This is a genomic window from Burkholderia sp. MSMB1498 (assembly GCF_001526245.1).
GTDB lineage: Bacteria > Pseudomonadota > Gammaproteobacteria > Burkholderiales > Burkholderiaceae > Burkholderia > Burkholderia savannae.
The window spans coordinates 47,856-69,405 of record NZ_LOYJ01000003.1; the positions used below are offsets into that span (position 1 = coordinate 47,856).

The 21,550-nt window shown below is 68.9% G+C and carries 21 protein-coding genes; 12 read left to right on the forward strand and 9 right to left on the reverse strand.

The window, feature by feature from the left end:
- Nucleotide 1: 1 nt before the first annotated feature.
- The 4 genes from WS91_RS00540 to WS91_RS00555 form a co-directional block, all read right to left on the reverse strand.
- On the reverse strand, nt 2-652 hold the full coding sequence (locus WS91_RS00540; protein ID WP_038747292.1) for a phosphatidylserine decarboxylase: 651 nt from the start codon (nt 650-652) through the stop codon (nt 2-4).
- A gap of 121 nt (nt 653-773) precedes the next feature.
- Nucleotides 774-1,790 carry a ketol-acid reductoisomerase gene (ilvC, locus tag WS91_RS00545; RefSeq protein ID WP_038747295.1) on the reverse strand — a complete coding sequence of 339 codons (1,017 nt, stop codon included), beginning with the start codon at nt 1,788-1,790 and terminating at the stop codon, nt 774-776.
- An 82-nt stretch (nt 1,791-1,872) separates the two neighbouring features.
- On the reverse strand, nt 1,873-2,364 hold the full coding sequence (gene ilvN / locus WS91_RS00550) for an acetolactate synthase small subunit (RefSeq protein WP_004186134.1): 492 nt from the start codon (nt 2,362-2,364) through the stop codon (nt 1,873-1,875).
- Between the two features lie 112 nt (nt 2,365-2,476).
- Nucleotides 2,477-4,240, reverse strand: a complete 1,764-nt coding sequence (locus WS91_RS00555; protein ID WP_059574629.1) for an acetolactate synthase 3 catalytic subunit — start codon at nt 4,238-4,240, stop codon at nt 2,477-2,479.
- A gap of 385 nt (nt 4,241-4,625) precedes the next feature.
- Here WS91_RS00555 and WS91_RS00560 point away from each other — a divergent pair, with 385 nt between their 5' ends.
- The 12 genes from WS91_RS00560 (at nt 4,626) to WS91_RS00615 (ending at nt 15,767) form a co-directional block, all read left to right on the forward strand.
- Entirely contained in the window at nt 4,626-5,186 is a 561-nt protein-coding gene (locus tag WS91_RS00560) for an RNA polymerase sigma factor (protein WP_038747300.1), read from the forward strand.
- A complete protein-coding gene (locus WS91_RS00565) occupies nt 5,183-5,608 on the forward strand; it encodes a DUF3619 family protein (RefSeq protein WP_038747303.1) in 426 nt (141 codons plus the stop codon). Before WS91_RS00560 ends, WS91_RS00565 begins: the two co-directional genes overlap by 4 nt.
- A gap of 30 nt (nt 5,609-5,638) precedes the next feature.
- A complete protein-coding gene (locus tag WS91_RS00570) occupies nt 5,639-6,391 on the forward strand; it encodes a DUF3106 domain-containing protein (protein ID WP_038747305.1) in 753 nt (250 codons plus the stop codon).
- A gap of 6 nt (nt 6,392-6,397) precedes the next feature.
- Nucleotides 6,398-6,907 (forward strand): RDD family protein, encoded by a 510-nt coding sequence (locus WS91_RS00575; protein ID WP_197422199.1) that lies wholly within the window; start codon nt 6,398-6,400, stop codon nt 6,905-6,907.
- A gap of 90 nt (nt 6,908-6,997) precedes the next feature.
- On the forward strand, nt 6,998-7,936 hold the full coding sequence (locus tag WS91_RS00580; protein WP_038747307.1) for a UDP-2,3-diacylglucosamine diphosphatase: 939 nt from the start codon (nt 6,998-7,000) through the stop codon (nt 7,934-7,936).
- Between the two features lie 21 nt (nt 7,937-7,957).
- Nucleotides 7,958-8,992, forward strand: a complete 1,035-nt coding sequence (locus WS91_RS00585) for a glycosyltransferase family 4 protein (RefSeq protein ID WP_038747309.1) — start codon at nt 7,958-7,960, stop codon at nt 8,990-8,992.
- An 8-nt stretch (nt 8,993-9,000) separates the two neighbouring features.
- Nucleotides 9,001-9,549, forward strand: coding sequence for a diacylglycerol kinase (locus WS91_RS00590; RefSeq protein ID WP_038747312.1), 549 nt, complete (start codon nt 9,001-9,003; stop codon nt 9,547-9,549).
- 237 nt (nt 9,550-9,786) lie between these two features.
- On the forward strand, nt 9,787-10,506 hold the full coding sequence (locus WS91_RS00595) for a TetR/AcrR family transcriptional regulator (RefSeq protein ID WP_006025081.1): 720 nt from the start codon (nt 9,787-9,789) through the stop codon (nt 10,504-10,506).
- Nucleotides 10,503-11,090, forward strand: a complete 588-nt coding sequence (locus WS91_RS00600; RefSeq protein WP_059574632.1) for a TIGR00730 family Rossman fold protein — start codon at nt 10,503-10,505, stop codon at nt 11,088-11,090. Before WS91_RS00595 ends, WS91_RS00600 begins: the two co-directional genes overlap by 4 nt.
- Before the next feature lie 312 nt (nt 11,091-11,402).
- Nucleotides 11,403-12,161 carry an SDR family oxidoreductase gene (locus WS91_RS00605; RefSeq protein WP_059669565.1) on the forward strand — a complete coding sequence of 253 codons (759 nt, stop codon included), beginning with the start codon at nt 11,403-11,405 and terminating at the stop codon, nt 12,159-12,161.
- A gap of 550 nt (nt 12,162-12,711) precedes the next feature.
- Nucleotides 12,712-14,628 (forward strand): ArnT family glycosyltransferase, encoded by a 1,917-nt coding sequence (locus tag WS91_RS00610; RefSeq protein WP_059669566.1) that lies wholly within the window; start codon nt 12,712-12,714, stop codon nt 14,626-14,628.
- 200 nt (nt 14,629-14,828) lie between these two features.
- Nucleotides 14,829-15,767, forward strand: a complete 939-nt coding sequence (locus tag WS91_RS00615; protein ID WP_059574637.1) for a LysR family transcriptional regulator — start codon at nt 14,829-14,831, stop codon at nt 15,765-15,767.
- A 77-nt stretch (nt 15,768-15,844) separates the two neighbouring features.
- Here WS91_RS00615 and WS91_RS00620 read toward each other — a convergent pair whose 3' ends face one another.
- The 5 genes from WS91_RS00620 to WS91_RS00640 all read right to left on the reverse strand — a co-directional run bounded on the left by WS91_RS00620 (nt 15,845) and on the right by WS91_RS00640 (nt 21,477).
- Entirely contained in the window at nt 15,845-16,918 is a 1,074-nt protein-coding gene (locus tag WS91_RS00620) for a porin (protein WP_059669567.1), read from the reverse strand.
- Between the two features lie 55 nt (nt 16,919-16,973).
- Nucleotides 16,974-18,308 carry an MFS transporter gene (locus WS91_RS00625; RefSeq protein WP_059669568.1) on the reverse strand — a complete coding sequence of 445 codons (1,335 nt, stop codon included), beginning with the start codon at nt 18,306-18,308 and terminating at the stop codon, nt 16,974-16,976.
- A 156-nt stretch (nt 18,309-18,464) separates the two neighbouring features.
- Nucleotides 18,465-19,859, reverse strand: coding sequence for an amidase (locus WS91_RS00630; RefSeq protein WP_038747333.1), 1,395 nt, complete (start codon nt 19,857-19,859; stop codon nt 18,465-18,467).
- 263 nt (nt 19,860-20,122) lie between these two features.
- Nucleotides 20,123-20,749 (reverse strand): DUF924 family protein, encoded by a 627-nt coding sequence (locus WS91_RS00635; protein WP_059669569.1) that lies wholly within the window; start codon nt 20,747-20,749, stop codon nt 20,123-20,125.
- Nucleotides 20,746-21,477: an alanyl-tRNA editing protein gene (locus WS91_RS00640; protein WP_038747339.1), complete on the reverse strand. Its 732-nt coding sequence runs from the start codon at nt 21,475-21,477 to the stop codon at nt 20,746-20,748. Before WS91_RS00640 ends, WS91_RS00635 begins: the two co-directional genes overlap by 4 nt.
- Nucleotides 21,478-21,550 lie beyond the last annotated feature (73 nt).

Here is a 21,550-nt window from a genome sequence, read left to right on the forward strand (position 1 = left end):
ATTACTGTTGTTCGGGCAGTTCGGCGAGGATCGTCGACGATGCGGACACCTTCTCGCCGATCGACACGCGCGCGCGGCTGCCCTTCGGCAGATACACGTCGACGCGCGAGCCGAAGCGGATGAAGCCGTAGCGCTGGCCGCGCGTCACGGGCTCGCCCGCGCGCACGTAGCAGAGAATCCGGCGGGCGACGAGGCCCGCGATCTGCACGGCCGTCACGGTGTGGCCCGCCCCCGTCTGGATCACGACCGCGTTGCGCTCGTTCTCGGCCGACGCCTTGTCGAGCGCGGCGTTCAGAAACGCGCCCGGGAAATATTCGACCTTCTGCACCGCGCCGTCGACGGGCGAGCGCTGCGAATGGACATTGAACACGTTCATGAACACGCTGATCTTCAGCGCTTCGCGATTCGCATACGGATCGTGCGCCGTCTCGACCGCGACGATGCGGCCGTCGGCCGGGCACAGCACCGCGTTCGCCTGCGTCGGAATCGGCCGCGGCGGATCGCGGAAGAACTGGACCACGAAGACGAGCAGCAGCCAGAACGGCCAAGCGAGGCCGAACCCGCCAACGGCGTGGATCAACAGCGCGACGACGGCCGCGATCGCGATGAACGGCCAGCCTTCGCGCGCGATGATCGGATGAGGATAGTTCATGGTTCGTTCTTCGATGAATTGCAAAGCCCGTAGGATAGCAAAAGCCGCCCTCGGCTCCGGTGCCTTCGGGCGGCTTTTTGACGTCGGCCCCCGATTCGGGGCGCCGGATGGGTCGCGCAGCTTAGTTCTTCGACTGGTCGACCAGCTTGTTCTTCGCGATCCACGGCATCATCGCGCGCAGCTTCGCGCCGACCTGCTCGATCTGGTGCTCGGCCGTCAGGCGGCGGCGCGACTGCAGCGTCGGCGCGCCCGCCTTGTTCTCGAGGATGAAGCTCTTCGCGTATTCGCCCGTCTGGATGTCGGTCAGGCACTGCTTCATCGCCTTCTTCGTCTCTTCCGTGACGACGCGCGGGCCCGTCACGTACTCGCCGTATTCGGCGTTGTTCGAGATCGAGTAGTTCATGTTCGCGATGCCGCCTTCGTAGATCAGGTCGACGATCAGCTTCAGCTCGTGCAGGCACTCGAAATACGCCATTTCCGGCGCGTAGCCCGCTTCGACGAGCGTCTCGAAACCCGCCTTGATCAGCTCGACGGTGCCGCCGCACAGCACGGCCTGCTCGCCGAACAGGTCGGTTTCCGTCTCTTCGCGGAAGTTGGTTTCGATGATGCCGGCGCGGCCGCCGCCGTTCGCCGCCGCGTACGACAGCGCGATGTCGCGCGCCGCGCCCGACTTGTCCTGCGCGACCGCGATCAGGTGCGGCACGCCGCCGCCCTGCGCGTACGTGCCGCGCACCGTGTGGCCCGGCGCCTTCGGCGCGACCATGATCACGTCGAGATCCGCGCGCGGGATCACCTGGCCATAGTGGACGTTGAAGCCGTGCGCGAACGCGAGCGCCGCGCCTTGCTTGACGTTCGCATGCACTTCCTGCGCGTAGACGGCGGCGATCTGCTCGTCCGGCAGCAGCATCATCACGACGTCGGCGCCCTTCACGGCTTCGGCGACTTCCTTGACCGTGAGGCCGGCGTTCTCGGCCTTGCTCCACGACGCGCCGCCCTTGCGCAGGCCGACCGTCACGTTCACGCCGCTGTCCTTCAGGTTCAGCGCGTGCGCATGGCCTTGCGAGCCGTAACCGATGATCGTCACCTGCTTGCCCTTGATGAGGGAGAGGTCGGCGTCCTTGTCGTAGAAAACTTTCATGATTGTTCCTTCGCTGATTCAGTGAAATTCGTGAGTGAAGCCGGGCTCTGACGGCGCACCCGGCTCGTTCGGCGCGGCGGCGTCACACCTTCAGAATGCGCTCGCCTCGACCGATGCCCGAGCTGCCGGTGCGCACGGTCTCGAGAATCGAGCCCGCGTCCAGCGCCTGAATGAATGCGTCGAGCTTGTCGCTCGCACCCGTCAATTCGATCGTGTAGGTCTTCTCGGTCACGTCGATGATGCGGCCGCGGAAAATGTCCGCCATCCGCTTCATTTCTTCGCGCTCCTTGCCCACTGCCCTCACCTTGATGAGCATCAGCTCCCGCTCGATGTGTGCACCGTCGGTCAGGTCCACCACTTTCACCACCTCGATCAGGCGGTTCAGATGTTTCGTGATCTGTTCGATCACGTCGTCGGAGCCGATGGAAACGATGGTCAGGCGCGACAGCGATTGGTCTTCGGTCGGCGCCACCGTCAAGGTTTCGATGTTGTAGCCGCGTGCGGAGAACAGACCGACCACGCGCGACAGCGCGCCCGGTTCGTTTTCCAGCAGGACGGAAATGATGTGTCTCATGTTCGCTTCTTCCAGAATATATCCGTGTCGATTAGCCTGCGCCGCGCACCGCCGCGTGCCGCGCCGCCCTTCGTGAAGGCGGCCGCCCGCGCACCGGGCGCGCGTCGCGCCGTTACAGGTCTTCCGATCCGAGCAGCATCTCGGTGATGCCCTTGCCGGCCTGGACCATCGGCCAGACGTTTTCGGTCGGATCGGTCTGGAAGTCGAGAAACACGGTGCGGTCCTTCAGGCGCAGCGCTTCCTTCAGCGCCGGCTCGACGTCCGCGGTCTTTTCAATGCGCATGCCGACGTGGCCGTACGCCTCGGCGAGCTTCACGAAATCCGGCAGCGCATCCATGTACGAATGCGAATAGCGCTTGCTGTATTCGATCTGCTGCCACTGGCGGACCATGCCGAGGTAGCGGTTGTTCAGCGACAGGATCTTCACGGGCGTGTCGTACTGCAAGCAAGTCGACAGCTCCTGGATGCACATCTGGATCGAGCCCTCGCCCGTGATGCACAGCACGTCGTCGTCCGGGTGCGCCATCTTCACACCCATCGCCGCCGGCAGGCCGAAGCCCATCGTGCCGAGGCCACCGGAATTGATCCAGCGGCGCGGCTTGTTGAAGCGGTAGAACTGCGCGGCCCACATCTGGTGCTGGCCGACGTCGGAACACACGAACGCGTTGCCGTCCGTCAGCTCCCACGCCTTCTCGACCACGTACTGCGGCTTGATGATCTCGCTTTCACGGTCGTACTTCAGGCAGTCCTTCGCGCGCCAGGCTTCGATGTCCTTCCACCACTGCGCGAGCGCTTCGGTGTCGGGGCCGTGCTCGGCCGTCTGCAACTGCTCGATCAGCTCCTTCAGCACTTCCTTCACGTCGCCGACGATCGGGATGTCGACCTTCACGCGCTTTGAAATCGACGACGGGTCGATGTCGATGTGAATGATCTTGCGCGGACGCGACGCGAAGTGCGCCGGATCGCCGATCACGCGGTCGTCGAAGCGCGCGCCGATCGCGATCAGCACGTCGCAGTGCTGCATCGCCATGTTGGCTTCGTACGTGCCGTGCATGCCGAGCATGCCGAGGAATTTCTTGTCCGACGCGCGATAGCCGCCGAGCCCCATCAGCGTGTTCGTGACGGGATAGCCGAGCAGATCGGCGAACTGGTTCAGCTCGCGCGACGCGTCGGCGAGAATGATGCCGCCGCCCGTGTAGATGTACGGACGCTTCGCGGACAAAAGGAGCGACACCGCCTTGCGGATCTGCCCCGAGTGGCCTTTCGTGACCGGGTTGTAGGAGCGCAGCGACACACTCTTGACGGGCTCGTACTCGCACGGCGTCTTCGACACGTCCTTCGGAATGTCGATCAGGACGGGACCGGGCCGGCCGGTGCGCGCGATGTAGAACGCCTTCTTGACGGTTTCCGCGAGCTCGCGCACGTCCTTCACGAGGAAGTTGTGCTTCACGCAAGGACGCGTGATGCCGACGGTGTCGCACTCCTGGAACGCGTCCTGGCCGATCGCCGCGGTCGGCACCTGGCCGCTGATCACGACGAGCGGAATCGAATCCATGTAGGCGGTGGCGATGCCCGTCACCGCGTTCGTGACGCCCGGGCCGGACGTGACGAGGCACACGCCGACCTTGCCCGTCGAGCGCGAATACGCGTCCGCGGCGTGCACGGCCGCCTGCTCGTGGCGCACGAGCACGTGTTGAATCTTGTCTTGCTTGTACAGCTCGTCGTAGATGTAGAGGACCGAGCCGCCAGGGTAGCCCCAGATGAATTCGACGTTTTCGTCGGCCAGTGCCTTCATGAGCACGGTGGCGCCGATGGAGCCGGTTTTCTGAGGGGAAAGGGATTCCGACGTGGAGAATTCCGCGCTGGGCATGTTCATCTTGGACCTTTCGAATTTTCGGCAAAAAATTGATCGGGTGCTCTCTGCCGGGCTTGTGGCTCGGGTTCAAGCGGCGCGTCCAGTTGAAAGGCGGGCTTCATGGGCCAGCCTCAAATGTGACCATCACTTATGTTGCGAACTGGCAACGATAGCGGGTCCCCGGCAGGCGGTCAAGCGGAAAATCCCGCGGCGCATCAATCGTCTCGTCGCAACGGCGGCAAGCGCCCGGCCGACGCCGGCGGCGAACCGTCGCGCACGCGCGTTTCGGCAGCCTGACAGCCCGAACAGGATGCCCTGCACCGCGAAAATTTGTTAGCATCCGCGGGTTTTACGAATTTTTTCCGATCTTTTCACGCCGCAAGAACGCAGCGCAGACCTTCACGGAATGGCATCAGACAAGGAACTCGCGGACTTTCTGGCGGGCGTCGAAAGGCGCGCGTTCAAGCAGGCTGCATACGCGGTGCGCGACGACGACGCGTCGCTCGACATCGTGCAGGACGCGATGATCCGGCTCGCGGAGAAATACGGCGAGCGCCCGGCCGCCGAGCTGCCGCTGCTTTTTCAGCGGATTCTCCAGAACGCGATCCACGACTATTTCCGCAGACAAAAGGTGCGCAACACCTGGGTCAGCCTGTTCTCGTCGCTGAACAACACCGACGACGACGAGTTCGACCCGCTCGAGACGCTCGAATCGGCGGACGGCGACGGCGTAGAGAGCGGCGAGACGCGGCTCGAGCGCGAGCAGGTGCTCGCCCTCATCGACGATGAAATCCAGAAGCTTCCGGCACGTCAACGGGAAGCCTTCCTGATGCGTTATTGGGAGGATATGGATGTCGCCGAGACAGCCGCCGCCATGGGGTGTTCGGAAGGCAGCGTCAAGACGCACTGCTCCCGGGCCACTCACACATTGGCGTTGGCGCTCAAGGCCAAAGGAATCACGCTATGAGCTCCGCTCCCGTAACGAAAGAAGAACTCGAATTCGCCCTCAAGGTGCGCCGCGCGCTCGACGAGCGTGCGGCCTCGCTGCCCGCCGCGACGACGGAGCGGCTCGCCGCCGCGCGCCGCGCCGCGCTCGCGCGCAAGAAGCCCGATGCCGCGATCGTGCTCGTGCCGGCGCTCGCCGGCAGCGCCGGCACGCTCGAGCTGCGCCCGCCCGACGAGCCGCGCCGCCAGTCGCTCGCGCGCCGGCTCGCCCGCGCGTGGCCGCTCGCGCTGCTGCTCGCGGGCCTCGTCGGCATCGCGTACTGGGAAGACATGCAGCGCACCGCGGAGCTCGCGGACATCGACGCCGCGATGCTGAGCGACAACCTGCCTCTCAACGCGTATCTCGACCACGGGTTCAACGCGTATCTTTCGCACACTCACTAACGCCAACGCATCAAGAAGAGGAACGCACGGGTGAGTCAAAAACGGGGATTGGCTGTCTTTTTCGGTTGCGTGATCGCGCTCGTCGTCGCGTACGCCGCCACCTACCCGCGCTTTCACCCACAACCGGCCGCGGTGGCGGCGGCGAGCGCGCCGGCGATCGCGTCGGCCGCGAGCGCGCTGTCGGCCGACTTCCCGCCGCTGCCGCCGTCGAGCCCGCTCTCCTGGGCGCGCCTCACGCCGCAGCAGCACGTCGCGCTCGCGCCGTTCGCGAATCAATGGGATTCGTTCAGCGACGAGCGCAAGCGCAAATGGCTGAAGATCGCGGCGCGCTTCCCGAAGATGTCGCCTGAAGCGCAAAAGCGTCTGCAGGAACGGATGACCGAGTGGGTCCGGATGACGCCCGAGCAGCGCCGCGTCGCGCGCGAGAACTACCTGGTGTCGAAGGACCTGTTGTCCGCGCAGGCCCGCGAGAAGGCGTGGACGGCTTACCAACAGCTGTCGCCCGAGCAGAAGGAGAAGCTCGCGGCGGCCGAGCGCCGGCGCCGGCCGACCGTCGTCAGCGCGCCGCCCACCGGCAAGACCGATCGCGACATCAACCGGCTCGTCAACGCGCACGACCGTCATCCGGCAAGCGCCTCCGCCGCGAGCACCGCGCCGCCGGCGGCCAGCGGGCCCGCCGCGACGCCCGCTGCGGCGTCGACGACGACGGGCGCCGTCACGCCGCCCGCCGCGCCGACGCCCGTATCGCCGTCCGAGGCGCCGTCGCTCTTCAACGGTTCGTAAGCGTCCGTGACGACGCCCGCGATGCCATCCGAGCCGGCGCCGCCGAGCGTGCGGCGCCGGCTCGCCGCCCTCGCCTACGAAAGCCTGCTGCTCTTCGGCGTCGTGTTCTTCGCCGGCCTCGCGTTCGGCGTGACGCTGCAACAGCGCAACGGCCTCGAACGCCACAACCTGCTCGCCGTGTGGATCGCGGTCGTCGTCGGCGCGTACTTCGTCTGGTTCTGGACGCACGGCGGCCAGACGCTGCCGATGAAGACCTGGCGGCTGCGCGTCGAGACCGCGCGCGGCGCGCCGCTGTCGGCCGGCCGGGCGCTCGTGCGCTACGCGCTCGGCTGGCTGTGGTTCCTGCCGCCGCTTGCGCTGCACCCGCTCGCGGGCTTTTCCGTGCCGCGCACGCTCGCGGCCGCGGCCGTCTGGTTCGCGCTGTGGACGCTCGCCGCACGGCTGCATCCGAGCCGCCAGTTCCCGCATGATCGCCTCGCCGGCACCCGCATCGTCGATGCGCCCCGCCGCGCCTGATTCCCCGTAATAAGAACGTCTCGTGACTGTCACGGCACAGTCACGCCCGCATGGCGCAATGCCGATAACATCAATCGGCGCGAGTCATGCATGGGCAAAAAAACGTCCGCGACCTCCTTCTTCCGTGATCCTGCCGGCCTGCACGCCGCCAGTGCCTTTCTGTCCGGCTCGGCCGCGAGCGACACGCTCGCGCCGGCCCGCCCTCCCGCCGCGAGCGCCACGCGGCACGACGACCACGAGCCCGCCTCGCACCGCTACCGGACGATCTGGCTGTCGGACATCCACCTCGGCACGAGCGGCTGCCAGGCCGGCTACCTGCTCGACTTTCTCAAGCACAACGAATCGGAATATCTGTACCTCGTCGGCGACATCATCGACGGCTGGCAGCTGAGGAAGGGCTGGTACTGGCCGCAGGCGCACAACGATGTCGTGCAGAAGATCCTGCGCAAGGCGAGGAAGGGCACGCAGGTCGTCTACATTCCCGGCAACCACGACGAAGGCGCGCGCCAGTTCTGCGATCTCGCGTTCGGCGAGATTCACGTGCGCGGCGAGGCGTTCCACACGACGCTGTCGGGCAAACGTTTGTGGGTCGTCCACGGCGACCTGTTCGACGGCGTGATCCAGCACGCGAAGTGGCTCGCGTATCTCGGTGACACGCTGTACACGCTGATCCTCGTGCTGAACCGCTGGTTCAACCGGATCAGGAGCCGCTTCGGCTTTCAGTACTGGTCGCTGTCGCAATACCTGAAGCACCAGGTGAAGAACGCCGTGAACTTCATTTCGTCGTTCGAAGCAGTGATGACCGACGAGGCGCGCCGCCGCGGCTGCGACGGCGTCGTCTGCGGCCACATTCACAAGGCCGAGATCCGCGACATCGACGGCGTGCTGTACTGCAACGACGGCGACTGGGTCGAGAGCCTGTCCGCGCTCGTCGAGACGATGGAAGGCGAGCTGAAGATCGTCTACTGGACCGTGTTGCGCACGCCGTCCGCCACTCAATCGCGCAAGACGAAAACCGCCACCGCCTGATCCCGAAGAGGACCGCCAGCGATGAAAATCATGATCGTCACCGACGCATGGGAACCGCAAGTCAACGGCGTCGTGCGCACGCTGAAGAGCACCGCGCGCGAACTCATCGCGCTCGGCCACCGCGTCGAGCTCATCACGCCGCTCGAGTTCCGCACGGTGCCGTGCCCGACCTACCCTGAAATCCGCCTGTCGATCCTGCCGTACCGGCGGCTGCGCGAGCGCCTGAACGCGTTCGAGCCGGACGCGCTGCACATCGCGACGGAAGGCCCGCTCGGCCTCGCCGCGCGCCGCTACGCGCGCGCGCGCAAGCTGCCGTTCACGACCGCGTACCACACGCGCTTTCCGGAATACGTGCAGGCGCGCTTCGGCGTTCCGCTGTCGGCGACCTACCGTTTCCTGCGCTGGTTCCACGGCGCGTCGCTCGCGGTGATGGCGCCCACGCCCGTGGTCAAGTACGACCTCGAGCAGTACGGCTTCGACAACGTCGTGCTGTGGACGCGCGGCGTCGATCTCGACGTCTTCCGGCCGATGGAGTCGAAAGTGCTCAACACCGCGCGGCCGATCTTCCTCTACGTCGGGCGCGTGGCGATCGAGAAGAACGTCGAGGCGTTCCTGAAGCTCGACCTGCCCGGCTCGAAGTGGGTCGCGGGCGAAGGGCCCGCGCTCGCCGAGCTCAAATCGCGCTATCCTGAGGCCAATTACCTCGGCGTGCTGACGCAGGCGGAGCTCGCCAAGGTATACGCGGCCGCCGACGTGTTCGTGTTCCCGAGCCGCACCGACACCTTCGGGCTCGTGCTGCTCGAGGCGCTCGCGTGCGGCACGCCCGTCGCGGCGTATCCGGTGACGGGGCCCGTCGACGTGCTCGGAGACGGCGGCGCGGGGGCCATGAACGAGGACCTGCGCGAAGCGTGCCTCGAGGCGCTGAAGATCGACCGGCCGCATGCGCGCGCGTGGGCCGAGCGCTTCTCGTGGCAAGCGGCGTCCGAGCAGTTCGCGTCGCACCTGAAGCCGCTGCCGAAATCCGCCTGCCCACACACCGAAGGCGCAGCCGTTTGAAACCTGCCATGCGCGCGAAAGCGCCCCCCGTCAGCCCGTCGCGAAAGCCGGCCGCGCGCGCCGGCGCGACGCGTCCCGCCCACGTCCGGCTCGCGCCGTCTGAAACGCACGAGCCGCCCGATGCGCACGAGCCGCTCGGCCCGGACGATCCGCTCGCGCTGCCGCACAATCCGTACAAGGGCAATCGCGGCCTGATGCGCGCGTGGTACGCGCTCAAGAACTCGTACAACGGCTTTCGCGTCGCGATCCGCGAAGAGAGCGCGTTCCGGCAGGAGCTCACGCTCGCGGCGATCATGCTGCCGATCGCGGCATTCGTGCCCGTCGAGCCGGGCTCGCGCGCGCTCCTCATCGGCACCGTGCTGCTCGTGCTGATCGTCGAGCTGCTGAACTCTAGCGTCGAGACGGCGATCGACCGGATCTCGCTCGAGCGCCACGAGCTGTCGAAGCGCGCGAAGGATCTCGGCAGCGCGGCCGTCACGGTCGCGCTCTGCACGTGCGTGACGACCTGGGGCCTCATACTCGGCCCGCTCGTCTGGCACCGGCTCGCCGGCGGCTAGGCGGCCGGCGGTTCCGCTGCCGCCGGCGGCATCCGGCGCGGCGCGCACCGTGCGCCCTCCGCCTTCGTGTGCGATGCAACACGGCCGGGTATGCCCCGATGACGAAATACCCCGGACGCGCAAGGTAGCGGTTTATAATCGGCCGACAGCCTTCAAAACAGCAACCCGAGCCGGACTACGATTCACGCAGCAGTACTCGCAGCGCCCGCCTGTCCGGCAAACACAGGGCCGGACGACATGGAAGCCAAACCTCCCCGCCGCACGCGCGAACGGATTCTTGAGTTGTCGTTGAAACTCTTCAACGAGATCGGCGAGCCGAACGTCACGACGACGACGATCGCCGAGGAAATGGAAATCAGCCCAGGCAACCTGTACTACCATTTCCGCAACAAGGACGACATCATCAACAGCATCTTCGCGCAGTTCGAGCAGCAGATCGAACGGCGCCTGCGTTTTCCCGAAGATCATCGGCCGACGATCGACGAAACGTGGTCGTACCTGCAGTACATGGCCGACTTCATGTGGACCTATCGCTTCCTCTATCGCGATCTGAACGATCTGCTCGCGCGCAACCGCACGCTCGAGACGCACTTCAAGCAGATCATCAGCCACAAGGTGCGCTTCGCGCGCGAGATGTGCGAGCTGCTCGCGGCCGACGGCGAGCTCGTCGCGACGCCCGCCGAGATCGAGGTGATCGCAACCAACATGGCCGTGATCGCCACTTACTGGCTGTCGTATCAGTACGTGATGCATCCGCGCAAGTACAACGATCAGGACGCGATCCGCGAGGAGCTGCACCAGGTCAGCATGCACGTGATCTCGGTGATCGCGCCGTATCTGCGCGGCCGCTCGCGGCAGATCTTCGACGATCTCGTGTCGGGCAAGCTGCCGAAACGCGAATTCCACGACTACCTGCCGCCGCGCGACGGCTCGCCGCGCAAGGACGCGAAGCAATGAAGAGCGTCTGCGTCTATTGCGGCTCGGCCAACGGCGTCAAGCCCGTCTACACGGAAGCGGCGCGCGCGTTCGGCCGCGCGCTCGCGCAAGCCGGCCTCACGCTCGTCTACGGCGGCGGGCGCGTCGGCCTGATGGGCGTGATCGCCGACGAGGTGATCACCGCCGGCGGGCGCGCGATCGGCGTCATCACGGAGCTGCTTTTCGACAAGGAAGTCGGCCACACCGGCCTGACCGAGCTGCACGTCGTGCCCGACATGCATCATCGCAAGAAGATGATGGCCGAGCTCGCCGACGCGTTCGTCGCGATGCCGGGCGGCGCGGGCACGCTCGAAGAGTTCTTCGAGGTCTATACGTGGGCGCAGCTCGGCTATCACCGCAAGCCCGTCGCGCTTTACAACGTCGACGCCTTCTACGAACCGCTCATCACGCTCCTCAAGCACACGGTCGACGAAGGCTTCATGCAGCGCACGTACTTTGACGCGCTTTGCATCGACGCCGCGCCCGATGCGCTCATCGATCGGCTCGGTCAGTATCGACCGCCCGCGCGCGACAAATGGGCGTTCGTGTCGAAGCAGGAAGCCTGAGCCGGCGCGACGCCGCGCGGGCGCGCGTCGCGGTGCGGTGCGGCGCATCGCCCGGCTTTTCCAGTCGTGTCGATGCGCGCTCGGCGCTTCGCGCCGCCGGCCGCGTCCGTCGCTCCGGTCAGCTGTTTCGGTCGAGCGCCTCGGTCGGCTGGTTCTTCAGTTGAGCGCTCCGGTCGAGCGCTTCGGTCAACCACGTCATGCAGCGATCGCGCAATCACGCTGCGAATGCGGCGCACTCGAAGCGCGGCCGCCTTGTCCCGCCCCGTCCCCTTTTCCGCCCGAGCGCATCGCGCGCGGGCCGAGGTCCAAGCGATGACGAGCACGCCGTCCAAAGTCGTTCTCATCACCGGCGCGAGCCGCGGCATCGGCCGCGCGACCGCGCTCGCGGCCGCCGCGCGCGGCTGGTCGATCGGCATCAACTACGCGCGCGACGCGGCCGCCGCCGACGCGACCGCCGACGCGGTGCGTGCCGCGGGCGCGCAAGCGTGCGTCGTGCGCGGCGACGTCGCGAACGAAGCCGACGTGATCGGCATGTTCGACGCGATGCAATCGTCGTTCGGCCGGCTCGACGCGCTCGTCAACAACGCGGGGATCGTCGCGCCGTCGCTGCCGCTCGCCGACATGGACGCCGCGCGCCTCAGGCGCGTGTTCGACATCAACGTGCTCGGCGCGTATCTGTGCGCGCGCGAGGCCGCGCGGCGGCTGTCGACCGATCGCGGCGGCGCGGGCGGCGCGATCGTCAACGTGTCGTCGATCGCCGCGCGGCTCGGCTCGCCGAACGAATACGTCGACTATGCGGGCTCGAAGGGCGCGGTGGACACGCTGACGCTCGGCCTCGCAAAAGAGCTCGGCCCGCACGGCGTGCGCGTGAACGCGGTGCGGCCCGGCCTCATCACGACCGACATCCACGCGAGCGGCGGCCAGCCCGGCCGCGCCGAGCGGCTCGGCACGCAGACGCCGCTCGGCCGCGCGGGCAATGCCGACGAAATTGCCGAAGCGATCGTCTGGCTGCTGAGCGACGCGGCGTCGTACGTGACGGGCGCGCTGCTCGACGTCGGCGGCGGGCGCTGACGCGTCGCGCGCCGCTGACCGGCGATCGCCGACCGGCGGTGGGCGGTGGGCGGTGGGCGGTGGGCGGTGCACGGTGCACGGTGCGCGGTGGATAGTGTGCGGCAGGCGGCAGGCGGCAGGCGGCAGGCGGCAGGCGGCAGGCGGCAGGCGGCAGGCGGCAGGCGGCAGGCGGCGACAGCATACGGTGATCGGCGGTCGGCGCAATCAGCACGCTTTCGGGCTTCGAACGGTTTCCCGCGCTTGCCCGCACGCTCGGACAAGCCCCGAAGCCCGAGGCCGCCGGGCGGCCTTACCCGCGTCGGCCGCCGTGCATTGCGGGCCTGACACGATCTACGGAACGGCCCCGCGCGGCGTCAGTTACACAAATCTTCACAATTCTCCGCAATCTTTAGCGTTTCATAACAATTTTCGTAAACGTTCGTAATAGTCTCGTGGTCTACTAACGATAATCGCGGCCTACGCCGCAGCACGTCCGTTACCCGCCACCTCGCGGCCACGAAATCGGCCGGGCCCACGCAGCCTGGCCGGCGCACTCGAAGAGATCACCCCGATGCAGGGAAATGCAACGCCCGGCGGCCGGCGCGCGCGCGCGCACGCGTCGACTCGTCACGTCCTTCCGTCCGAAGCCGATTCGTCGTCCGTCGCGCTCGCCGTCGGCGCGCCGCACACGGCCGGCGCGGCAGGCGGCCGCACCGCCGATGCGCGCGGCCCCGCCGCCGCGCGCGCACCGCTCACCGGCCTGCGCGCATGGCTCGTCGTCGCGGCCGTGCTCTGTGCGTATCTGCTGCCGGGCGTGCTCGGCCACGATCCGTGGAAGCAGGACGAGACCTATACGTTCGGCATCATCCAGCACATGCTCGAAAGCGGCGACTTCGTCGTGCCGACCAACGCGGGGCAGCCGTTCCTCGAAAAGCCGCCGCTGTACGATTGGGTCGCCACCGGCCTCGCGTGGCTCTTTTCCCGTTATCTGCCGCTGCACGACGCGGCGCGGCTCGCAAGCGCCCTCTTCGCCGCGCTCGCGTTCGGCTTCGCCGCGCGCGCCGCGCGCATCGCGACCGGCGCGACGCGCTGGCTCGAGCTGCCGGTGATCGGCACCGTCGCGCTGTTCGCGGGCTCGCTCGTCGTCATCAAGCACGCGCACGATCTGATGACCGACGTCGCGTTGATGGCGGGCACGGCGATGGGCTTTTGCGGACTGCTCGAACTCGTGATCCGCCACGCGGGCGGCGCGAACGACGCCGACGCCGCGCACCGGCCGCCCGCGAACCGCTTCGCGGCGCCGCTTTTCGGCCTCGGCGTCGGCGTCGCGCTGATGTCGAAGGGCCTCTTCGTGCCGCTCGTGTTCGGCGCGACGGTCGCGGCGGCGCTCATCCTCTATCCGGCCTGCCGCAGCCGCGCGTTCTTCCGCTCGCTCGCGCTCGCCGCGCTCGTGTGCGCGCCGTTCGCGCTGATCTGGCCGGCCGCGTTGTACCTGCGCTCCGAATCGCTGTTCCTCGTCTGGTTCTGGGAAAACAACGTCGGCCGCTTCTTCGGCTTCTCCGTGCCGACGCTCGGCGCCGAAAACGACAAGCCGCTCTTCATCTGGCGCGCGCTGCTGACGGTCGGCTTCCCGGTCGGCCCGCTCGCGCTCGTCGCGTTCGCGCGCGGCCTCTGGCGCGAATGGCGCGCGCCGCGCGTCGCGCTGCCGATCGCGTTCGCGGGCATCGGGATGGTCGTGCTGCACGTTTCCGCGACGTCGCGCCAGCTGTACATCCTGCCGTTCATCGCGCCGCTCGCGCTCGTCGCCGCGCAGGCGATCCCGCGCCTGCCGCAGCGGCTGCACACCGCGTGGGACTACGCGAGCCGGCTGCTGTTCGGCGCCGCCGCGGCGCTCGTGTGGGTCGTCTGGTCGCTGATGTCCGACCAGAACGGCTCGCGCGACGGCCTGCACTGGCTCGGCCGCTGGCTGCCGCTCGACTGGACGATGCCGATCGAGCCCGCGCTCGTGCTGTCGGCGCTCGCGATCACGATCGGCTGGGTCGGCCTGCTGCCGTCGCTGCGGCTCGCGGGCAAGTGGCGCGGCGCGCTGTCGTGGGCGATGGGCGCGCTCGTCGCGTGGGCGCTCGTCTACACGCTGCTGCTGCCCTGGCTCGACGTCGCGAAGAGCTATCGTTCGGTGTTCGAAGATTTGAACCGCCAGCTCGCGCTCGAATGGAACGACGGCGACTGCATGGCGAGCGTCGATCTCGGCGAGTCGGAAGCGCCGATGCTCTACTACTTCTCCGGCGTCCGGCACCAGCCCGTCGCGCAACCGAACGAAAGCGCGTGCACGTGGCTCATCGTGCAAGGCACGCGCGCGAGCCCGCCTGTGCTCGGCGGCCACTGGAAGCCGTTCTGGTCCGGCGCGCGTCCGGGCGACGAGCAGGAAATGCTACGCGTCTACGTGCGCACGCCGGCGCCGCCCGCCGCGACGAGCACCCGCCCGTAATGCCCGCGGCGCGCGGCGACTCCGCCACGCGCCGTTTCCCCCATTTTCGCGGCGTTCGCCGTGCCCTATGCTGTTGCGGTTCGCGCCGTCCGTGCGCGGCCCCGGCCGTGCCCGGCCGCGTCCGCATCCGCCGGCCCGGTACGGGAATTGCTCCGCCCGTCGGTCGGCGCCTTCTCGCGCTTGCCCAACCGGACGGCCTCATGCAACTCCGCACACTTCGCTACTTCCAGGAACTCGCGCACTGCGCGTCGCTGCGCAAGGCATCCGAGCGGCTGCACGTCGCGCCGACCGCGATCAGCCGCCAGATCGAGCAACTGGAGCACCACTTCGGCGCGCCCTTGCTCGAGCGCGGACCGCGCGGCATTCGCCTGACCGCCGAAGGCGAATTCCTCGCCGAGCGCATCGATTCCGTGCTGCGCGAGCTCGACGAAGTGAAGACGCTGATCTCGGCGCGGCGCAATCTCGACGTCGGATCGGTGTCGGTCTATGCGTCGGAGGGCATCGTGTCGGGGCTGCTCGCGCCCGTGCTCGCCGAATTCACGCGACGCCATCCGCGCATCCGCTTCGACATCACGGTCGCGAGCGCGCAGCACACGCTCGACGCGCTCTGCCAGGGCCGCGCGGATCTCGGCGTCGGCTTCTATCTGCCGCACCGGGCGGACGTCGAGATTCTCGACGCCGTCGATCTGTCGCATCGCGTGCTGGTGCCGCCGACGCACCCGCTGAGCGCGCGCGCGCGCGTCACGCTCGCGGAACTCGTCGACCAGCCGCTCGCGATTCCCGACGCGGCGTTCGGCGTGCGCCAGGCGCTCGAACGGATCGCGAAGCGCTCCGGCGTCACGCTCGAGCCACTGTTCACGACCTGCTCGCTCGAAACGCAAAAGGCGCTCGCGCGGCAGGGCGCGGCGTTGCTGATCCTGCCGTGCTTCACGCCGCCCGGCGCGAACGGCGCCGCGCCCGCCGACGACACCGACCTGCATGCGGTGCCGATCGCCGACGCCGAGCTGCGGCAGGTCAGCGTCGCGCTTTGCGTATATCGGTATCGGCCGCGGTCGATCGCGGTGAACACGTGCGTCGAGATGCTGAAGGAAGCGATGGCGCGGCAACGGCAAGACGCCGGATTCGGCGAGAAAGGCTGACGGCTCGTCGTGCAAAGGGGTTCGGGCCGCGCTCGCCACGGCCGCGGCGGCACCCGCAGCAGCCCCCGCGGCCGCCGTCAGAACCGCACGATGAGCCCCGTGCCCGCCGCAAGCTGCGTCATTCCCGGCGCGGGCGCCGCCGTATAGTTGTTGACGCCGAAGTCGCTACCGCCGCCGTTGATCGCGTAGCCCGTCGTCACGTACGCCGTGGTGCGCTTCGACAGCCAGTACAGCACCGACGCATTGACGAGCGTCGGCCGGCCGCCGCCTTCCTTGAACGCGTAGCGGCCGCCTTCGACGATCAGCTTCAACGCCGGCGTCGGCATGTACTGCGCCGCCGCCCAGTAGATGTCGCCGTTCGGCGAGGCCTGCAGCGAGCCGCGCACGGCCACGACGCCGCCCGACACCGTGAAGCGGTCGAACGCGTAGCGCGCGACCACGCTCGCGCGACGGTCGGCGGCGCCCGAGCGGTCGAGCGCGCCGCTCACGGTGCCGCGCACTTCCTCGTAGCCGGCGCGCGCCCAAAACTCGCCGAGCTTGTATTCGGCGGCGACGCCCCAGTAGCGGCCCGCGTCCGCGTTGCCCGGCCACTGTTGACCGAAGCCGTACATCGCCTCGACGTTCACGCCCGCGATGTCCGGCGACGCGTACTTGATCGAATTGTCGAGCCGCACGGTCGCAGGCGGAATCATGTTCAGCGAGAAGATCGAATAGTTGTTGAAGAGCGTCGGCTCGTAGAGCACCGTCTTGTCGTACTGGACGCCGTACTGGCGGCCGAACGTCAGCGATCCGAAACGATCGCTCGTCAGGCCGACGAGCGCGATCCGGTTGAACGGCGTGTTCGCCGCCGCGAACGCGCCGTTGCTGAGCGAAAAGCCGTTCTCGAGCTGAAAGATCGCGCGATAACCGCCGCCGAGATCCTCGCTGCCGCGCAGCCCGAAGCGCGACGGATACGACGTGCTCGCGTTGTTCGACGAGAGCGCGCCGTCGCCGGCCGCGTTCGCATGCGTCTTGTACTGGACGCCCGCGTCGAGCAGGCCGTACAGCGTCACCGAACTCTGCGCCGGCGCGGCCGCGCCGTAGCCGAATCCGACGCAAAGCGCCGCGCAGCGCCCGGCGCGCGCGAGTCCGCCGAGTCGTCGATATTTCATCCGGATTCCTGCGTGACGGGAAGACATCGAGGAAAGGAGAACGACGGTGCGCGTCCTACCGCGCGGCGCGGCGGCCCGGCCAGGTCTCGGCGGCGAGCCAGCCGGCCGCGATGCAGATCGCGTTCGCGACGAGCAGGTAGCCCGTCGGCGCCATCGGATTGCCCGTGGCGCCGATGAGCCACGCGACGATGCTTTGCGCGGTGCCGCCGAACAGCGACACGGCGAGCGCGTAGACGATCGAGAATCCGGTCGAGCGCACGCGCTGCGGGAAGCTTTCCGCGATCAGCACGATGAGCGCCGCGCCGCTCATGCCGTGCAGGCCGGACAGCACGGTCAGCGTGGCGAGGAACACGGCGGGCGTCGGATGCGACACGATCAGTTGCAGCGCCGGGAAGATCAGCAGCAACAGCAGCACGCGCGGCCAGATCAGGATCGCGCGGCGTCCGAAGCGATCCGACAGGCTGCCGCCGGCGAGCGAGCACACGGCGAGCGCCGCGCCCGTCGCAAGCGTCGCGAGCATCGCGACGCCGCCCGGCAGATGCAGCTCGGTCAGCGCGAACGTCGTCATGTAATTGAGGAAATACTGCGTGATCGTGCTGCCGAGCAGGATCATCAGGCCGATCGCGATCGGCCGCCGATGCCGCGCGTTCAGCTCGCGCAGGATCGCGCGCGTCGAGCCGTACGCGCCGTGCGCGTCGATCGTGTCGGACAGCCGGCGGCGGATATAGATGCCGATCGGCAGCACCAGCAGGCCGAATGCGAACGGCACGCGCCAGCCCCATGCGTACAGGTCGGCCTCGGGCAGCGCGAGCGTGAGCACGTAGCCCGCGAGCCCCGCCGCGACCGCCGCGAAGCCTTGCGTCGCGACCTGCCAGCACGCGTACGCGCCGCGCCGCCCGGGCGGCGCAGCCTCGAGGATGTAGGTCGTCGCGGGTCCCGCCTCGCCGCCCCACGCGAGCCCCTGGATCAGCCGCGTGACGACGAGCAGGATCGGCGCGGCCACGCCGATCGTCTCGTATCCCGGCAGCACCGCGATCGCGCCCGTGCCGACCGCCATCATCGCGAGCGTCAGCATCATCGCGGACTTGCGGCCCGCCCGGTCCGCGTACGCGCCGATCACGAGCGCGCCGAACGGCCGAACGACGAAGCCGAGCCCGAACACGGACACCGACAGCAATAGGCTCGTGAACGCGCTCTCCGACGGAAAGAACGTGTGGCCGATCATCACCGCGAACGTCGCATAGGTGCCGAAGTCGAAGAACTCGACCGCGTTGCCGAGCGCGACCGCCGCGACGTTGCGGCGAGCGTCGGCGCGCGTCGCGGCCGGGCCGGCCGGCGCGGACGTGTCGCCGGACGCCGGCTGGTACGCGGGTTCAAGCAGGTCTTCCATGGCGTGTCCTCGATCGAAGCGGCGACGATACCAGCCGCGGGCGCGGCGCGAGCGGCGCCCGCCGCCGAACCGGATGCGGTGTCAGGATGGGGAAGCGAAAAGCCGGCGCAACGCGCACGGCGGCGCGCGGTACATGGCGCGCGGCGCGCGGCCGCGTCAGTGAGGCGGCGCGGGCCAGCGCGGCATCTCTCCGCGCCAATCCTCGTACGCCTTGCCGAGCTGCAGCACGAGGCGATCGGCGAAGCGCGGCCCGACGATCTGCAGGCCGATCGGCATTCCGTTGCGCGCGAAGCCGCAATTGATCGACAGCGCCGGCTGCTCGCCCATGTTCCACGGAACCGTGAACGCGATGTGCTCGAACGGCCGCGCCGGATCGTCGGTCGGCCCCGCCCATTCGGCCGGGAAGCCGGTGACGACATTGGTCGGCGACAGCACCGCGTCGACCGACTGGAACAGGCGTGCGGCGGCCGCGCGCATCTCGAACGTCGCGCCGAAGCCGCGCACCGCGTCGACGCCCGACACCTTCGCGCCCTGCCCCGCCCACGCGAGGATGTACGGCAGGATGCGCGCGCGCGCCGCGTCCGGCAGCCGTTCGAGGTCGGCCCACAGGCGCGCCTGCCAGAAGCGGTCGAGGCCGTCGAGCATCGCGCGCGACAGCACGGGCGGCGCCTCGACGACCCGCGCGCCGTGCGCGGCGAAGCGCTCGGCCGCCGCCTCCACCGCCGCGACGATCTCCGGTTCCGGCGCGATCCCGCAGCCGGCGTCGAGCATCAGGCCGATCCGCATGCCCGTCACGTCGGCGGGCGCGATCGCCCAGTCGATCGTCTCGGGCGGCAGGCTCGTCGCGTCGCGCCGGTCCGGGCGCGACAGGAAGCGCATCAGCAGCGCCGCATCGTCGAGCGTGCGCGTCATCGGCCCCGCGCAGCGGCCCGTGTAGTACGGATCGATCGGAATCCGCCCGTTCGACGGCTTGAAGCCGACGATCCCGCACCAGCCGGCCGGCAGCCGGATCGACCCGCCGATGTCGGTGCCCACGTGCAGCGGCCCGTAGCCCGCCGCCGCCGCCGCCGCCGCGCCGCTGCTCGAGCCGCCCGGATTGAGATCGAGCCGCCACGGATTGCGCGTGGTGCCGTACAGGCTCGACAGCCCCGACGACAGCATCGCGTAATCGGGCACCGTCGTCTTGCCGATCACGACCGCGCCCGCCTCGCGCAGCCGCATCGCGGCGGGCGCGTCGACGGTGGCGGGCGGCGCGTCGGCGGCCGCGGCCGAGCCTTGCGCGAGCCGGTCGCCCTCGGTCGCGATCAGCTCCTTGATCGTCACCGGCACGCCGTCGATACCGCTCAACGGCGCGCCCGCCGCCCAGCGGCGGGTCGACGCGAGCGCCTGTTCGCGCACGCGCTGCGGATCGAAGCGGCACAGCGCGTTCAGATGCGGCTCCCAACGGGCGATGTGGTCGATGAGCGCGTCCGCATAATCGGCGGGCGTCACGCTGCGGTTCTCGAATCGTTCGGCAAGCGAGCAGGCGGTCAGCTCGAGCAGCTCGGGCATGGTATCGGCCTCACAAGGTGGGAGACGGGCGGCCGGGCCGGCTGCGGCGGCCGCCCGCCGTCGTTGGATCTCACGATAGCAACGCAAAAAGCGCGATGGATAGCGCGATTTATATCGAACGGCGCGCACGTTTTTCGAGCGCTCGCGGCGCGGCGCATCGTTCGCGAAGACGCCGGCCGGGCGCGTCGGACGGGCACCGGACGAGCGCCGAGCCCGCCCCGGACGCGCAGCGCGCGGGCACGGCCGCGCGCGTTCGGACTCGCTCAGAACGACGAGCCGGGTTCCTTCAGGAACGCGACTTCCTCGTCGCTCGACGGCCGGCCGAGGATCGCGTTGCGGTGCGGAAAGCGCCCGAAACGCTCGATCACGGCCGCATGGCGCAGCGCAAAGTCGTGATAGCCGGCGCAGCCTGCCTCGCCCTTGATCTGCGCGCACAGGCGCACGCCTTCGCGCTGGCTGTCGGGCGATTCGTCGTGCTCGAACGGCAAATACGCGAACGCGCGGTGATGGCCCGTCGGCAGCGCGCGGTCGCCGCCCGACGCGACGAGCGCCTTCGCGTGCGCGAGCGCCGCGCGATCGGCGGCGAACGCGGCCGGCGTGCCCCGGTGGATGCTGCGCGAGAACTGATCGAGCACGACGATGAGCGCGAGCGCGCCGAGCGGCGTGCGCGCCCATGCGTCGAGATCGCCCGCCTTCGCCGCGTCGACGAGCGCGCCGAATCGCTCGCGCAGTCGCGCGTCGAGCGCCGGGCCGCCGCCGAACCACATCTTGCGCGCCGTGCCGAACGCCCGATCGCCGGGCGCGCCGAACCAGAAATCGAGCACGTCGCGCGCGCGCGGCTCGAGCGCCGCGGCCTCGCGCGCGCCGCTGTCCGCGTGCGGGGCCGTCATGCGAGCTCCAGCACGAGACGGCGCGTGCGCGCGCTCTTCTTCTCGAGCTTCGCGACGCGCAGCCCGCCGATCTCCGCCGTGTTGCGCACGTGCGTGCCGCCGCACGGCTGCAGGTCGACGCCGCCGATCCGCAACAGGCGCACGCGCCCGAGCCCCATCGGCGGCTTCACGCTCATCGTGCGCACGAGCTCCGGGCGCGCGGCCATCTCGTCGTCGGTGATCCATTCGGTCGTCACCGGATGCGCGCCGCCGACAAGCTCGGCCAGGCGCGCCTCCACGTGCTCGCGGTCGATCGGCTCGACCGTCGCGAAATCGACGCGCACGTAATCGGCGGTCACGCTGCAGCCGTCGACCGGGTACGGCAGCACCGCGCACAGCAGATGGCTTGCCGTGTGCAGCCGCATCCGCCGGAGCCGCGGCGCCCAGTCGATCTCGGCGACGAGCGCGTCGCCCGGCTTCACGCCCGCCGCGAACGCGTCCTGCCCCGGCGCGAGCACGTGCACAGCATCGTCGGGCGTCGCGCCTTCGAATTTCGCCTTGCGCGTGTCGGCGACGGAGAGCGTCGCGCCGCCCGCGAGCGTCAGCGTGCCGCTGTCGCCCGCCTGGCCGCCGCCGAGCGGATAGAACACGGTTCGATCGAGGTGGATGCCGGCTTCGTCGACGGCCGTGACGAGCGCATCGCAGCGCGTCAGATAGGCGTCTTCGCGAAAGAGGGCTTGAGTGGCCATGTGGGAGTCTCGGATATCGTTATCGGTGATCGGAAGCGATCAGTATGCGGCGCGGCGCGCGCGCCGCGACAGG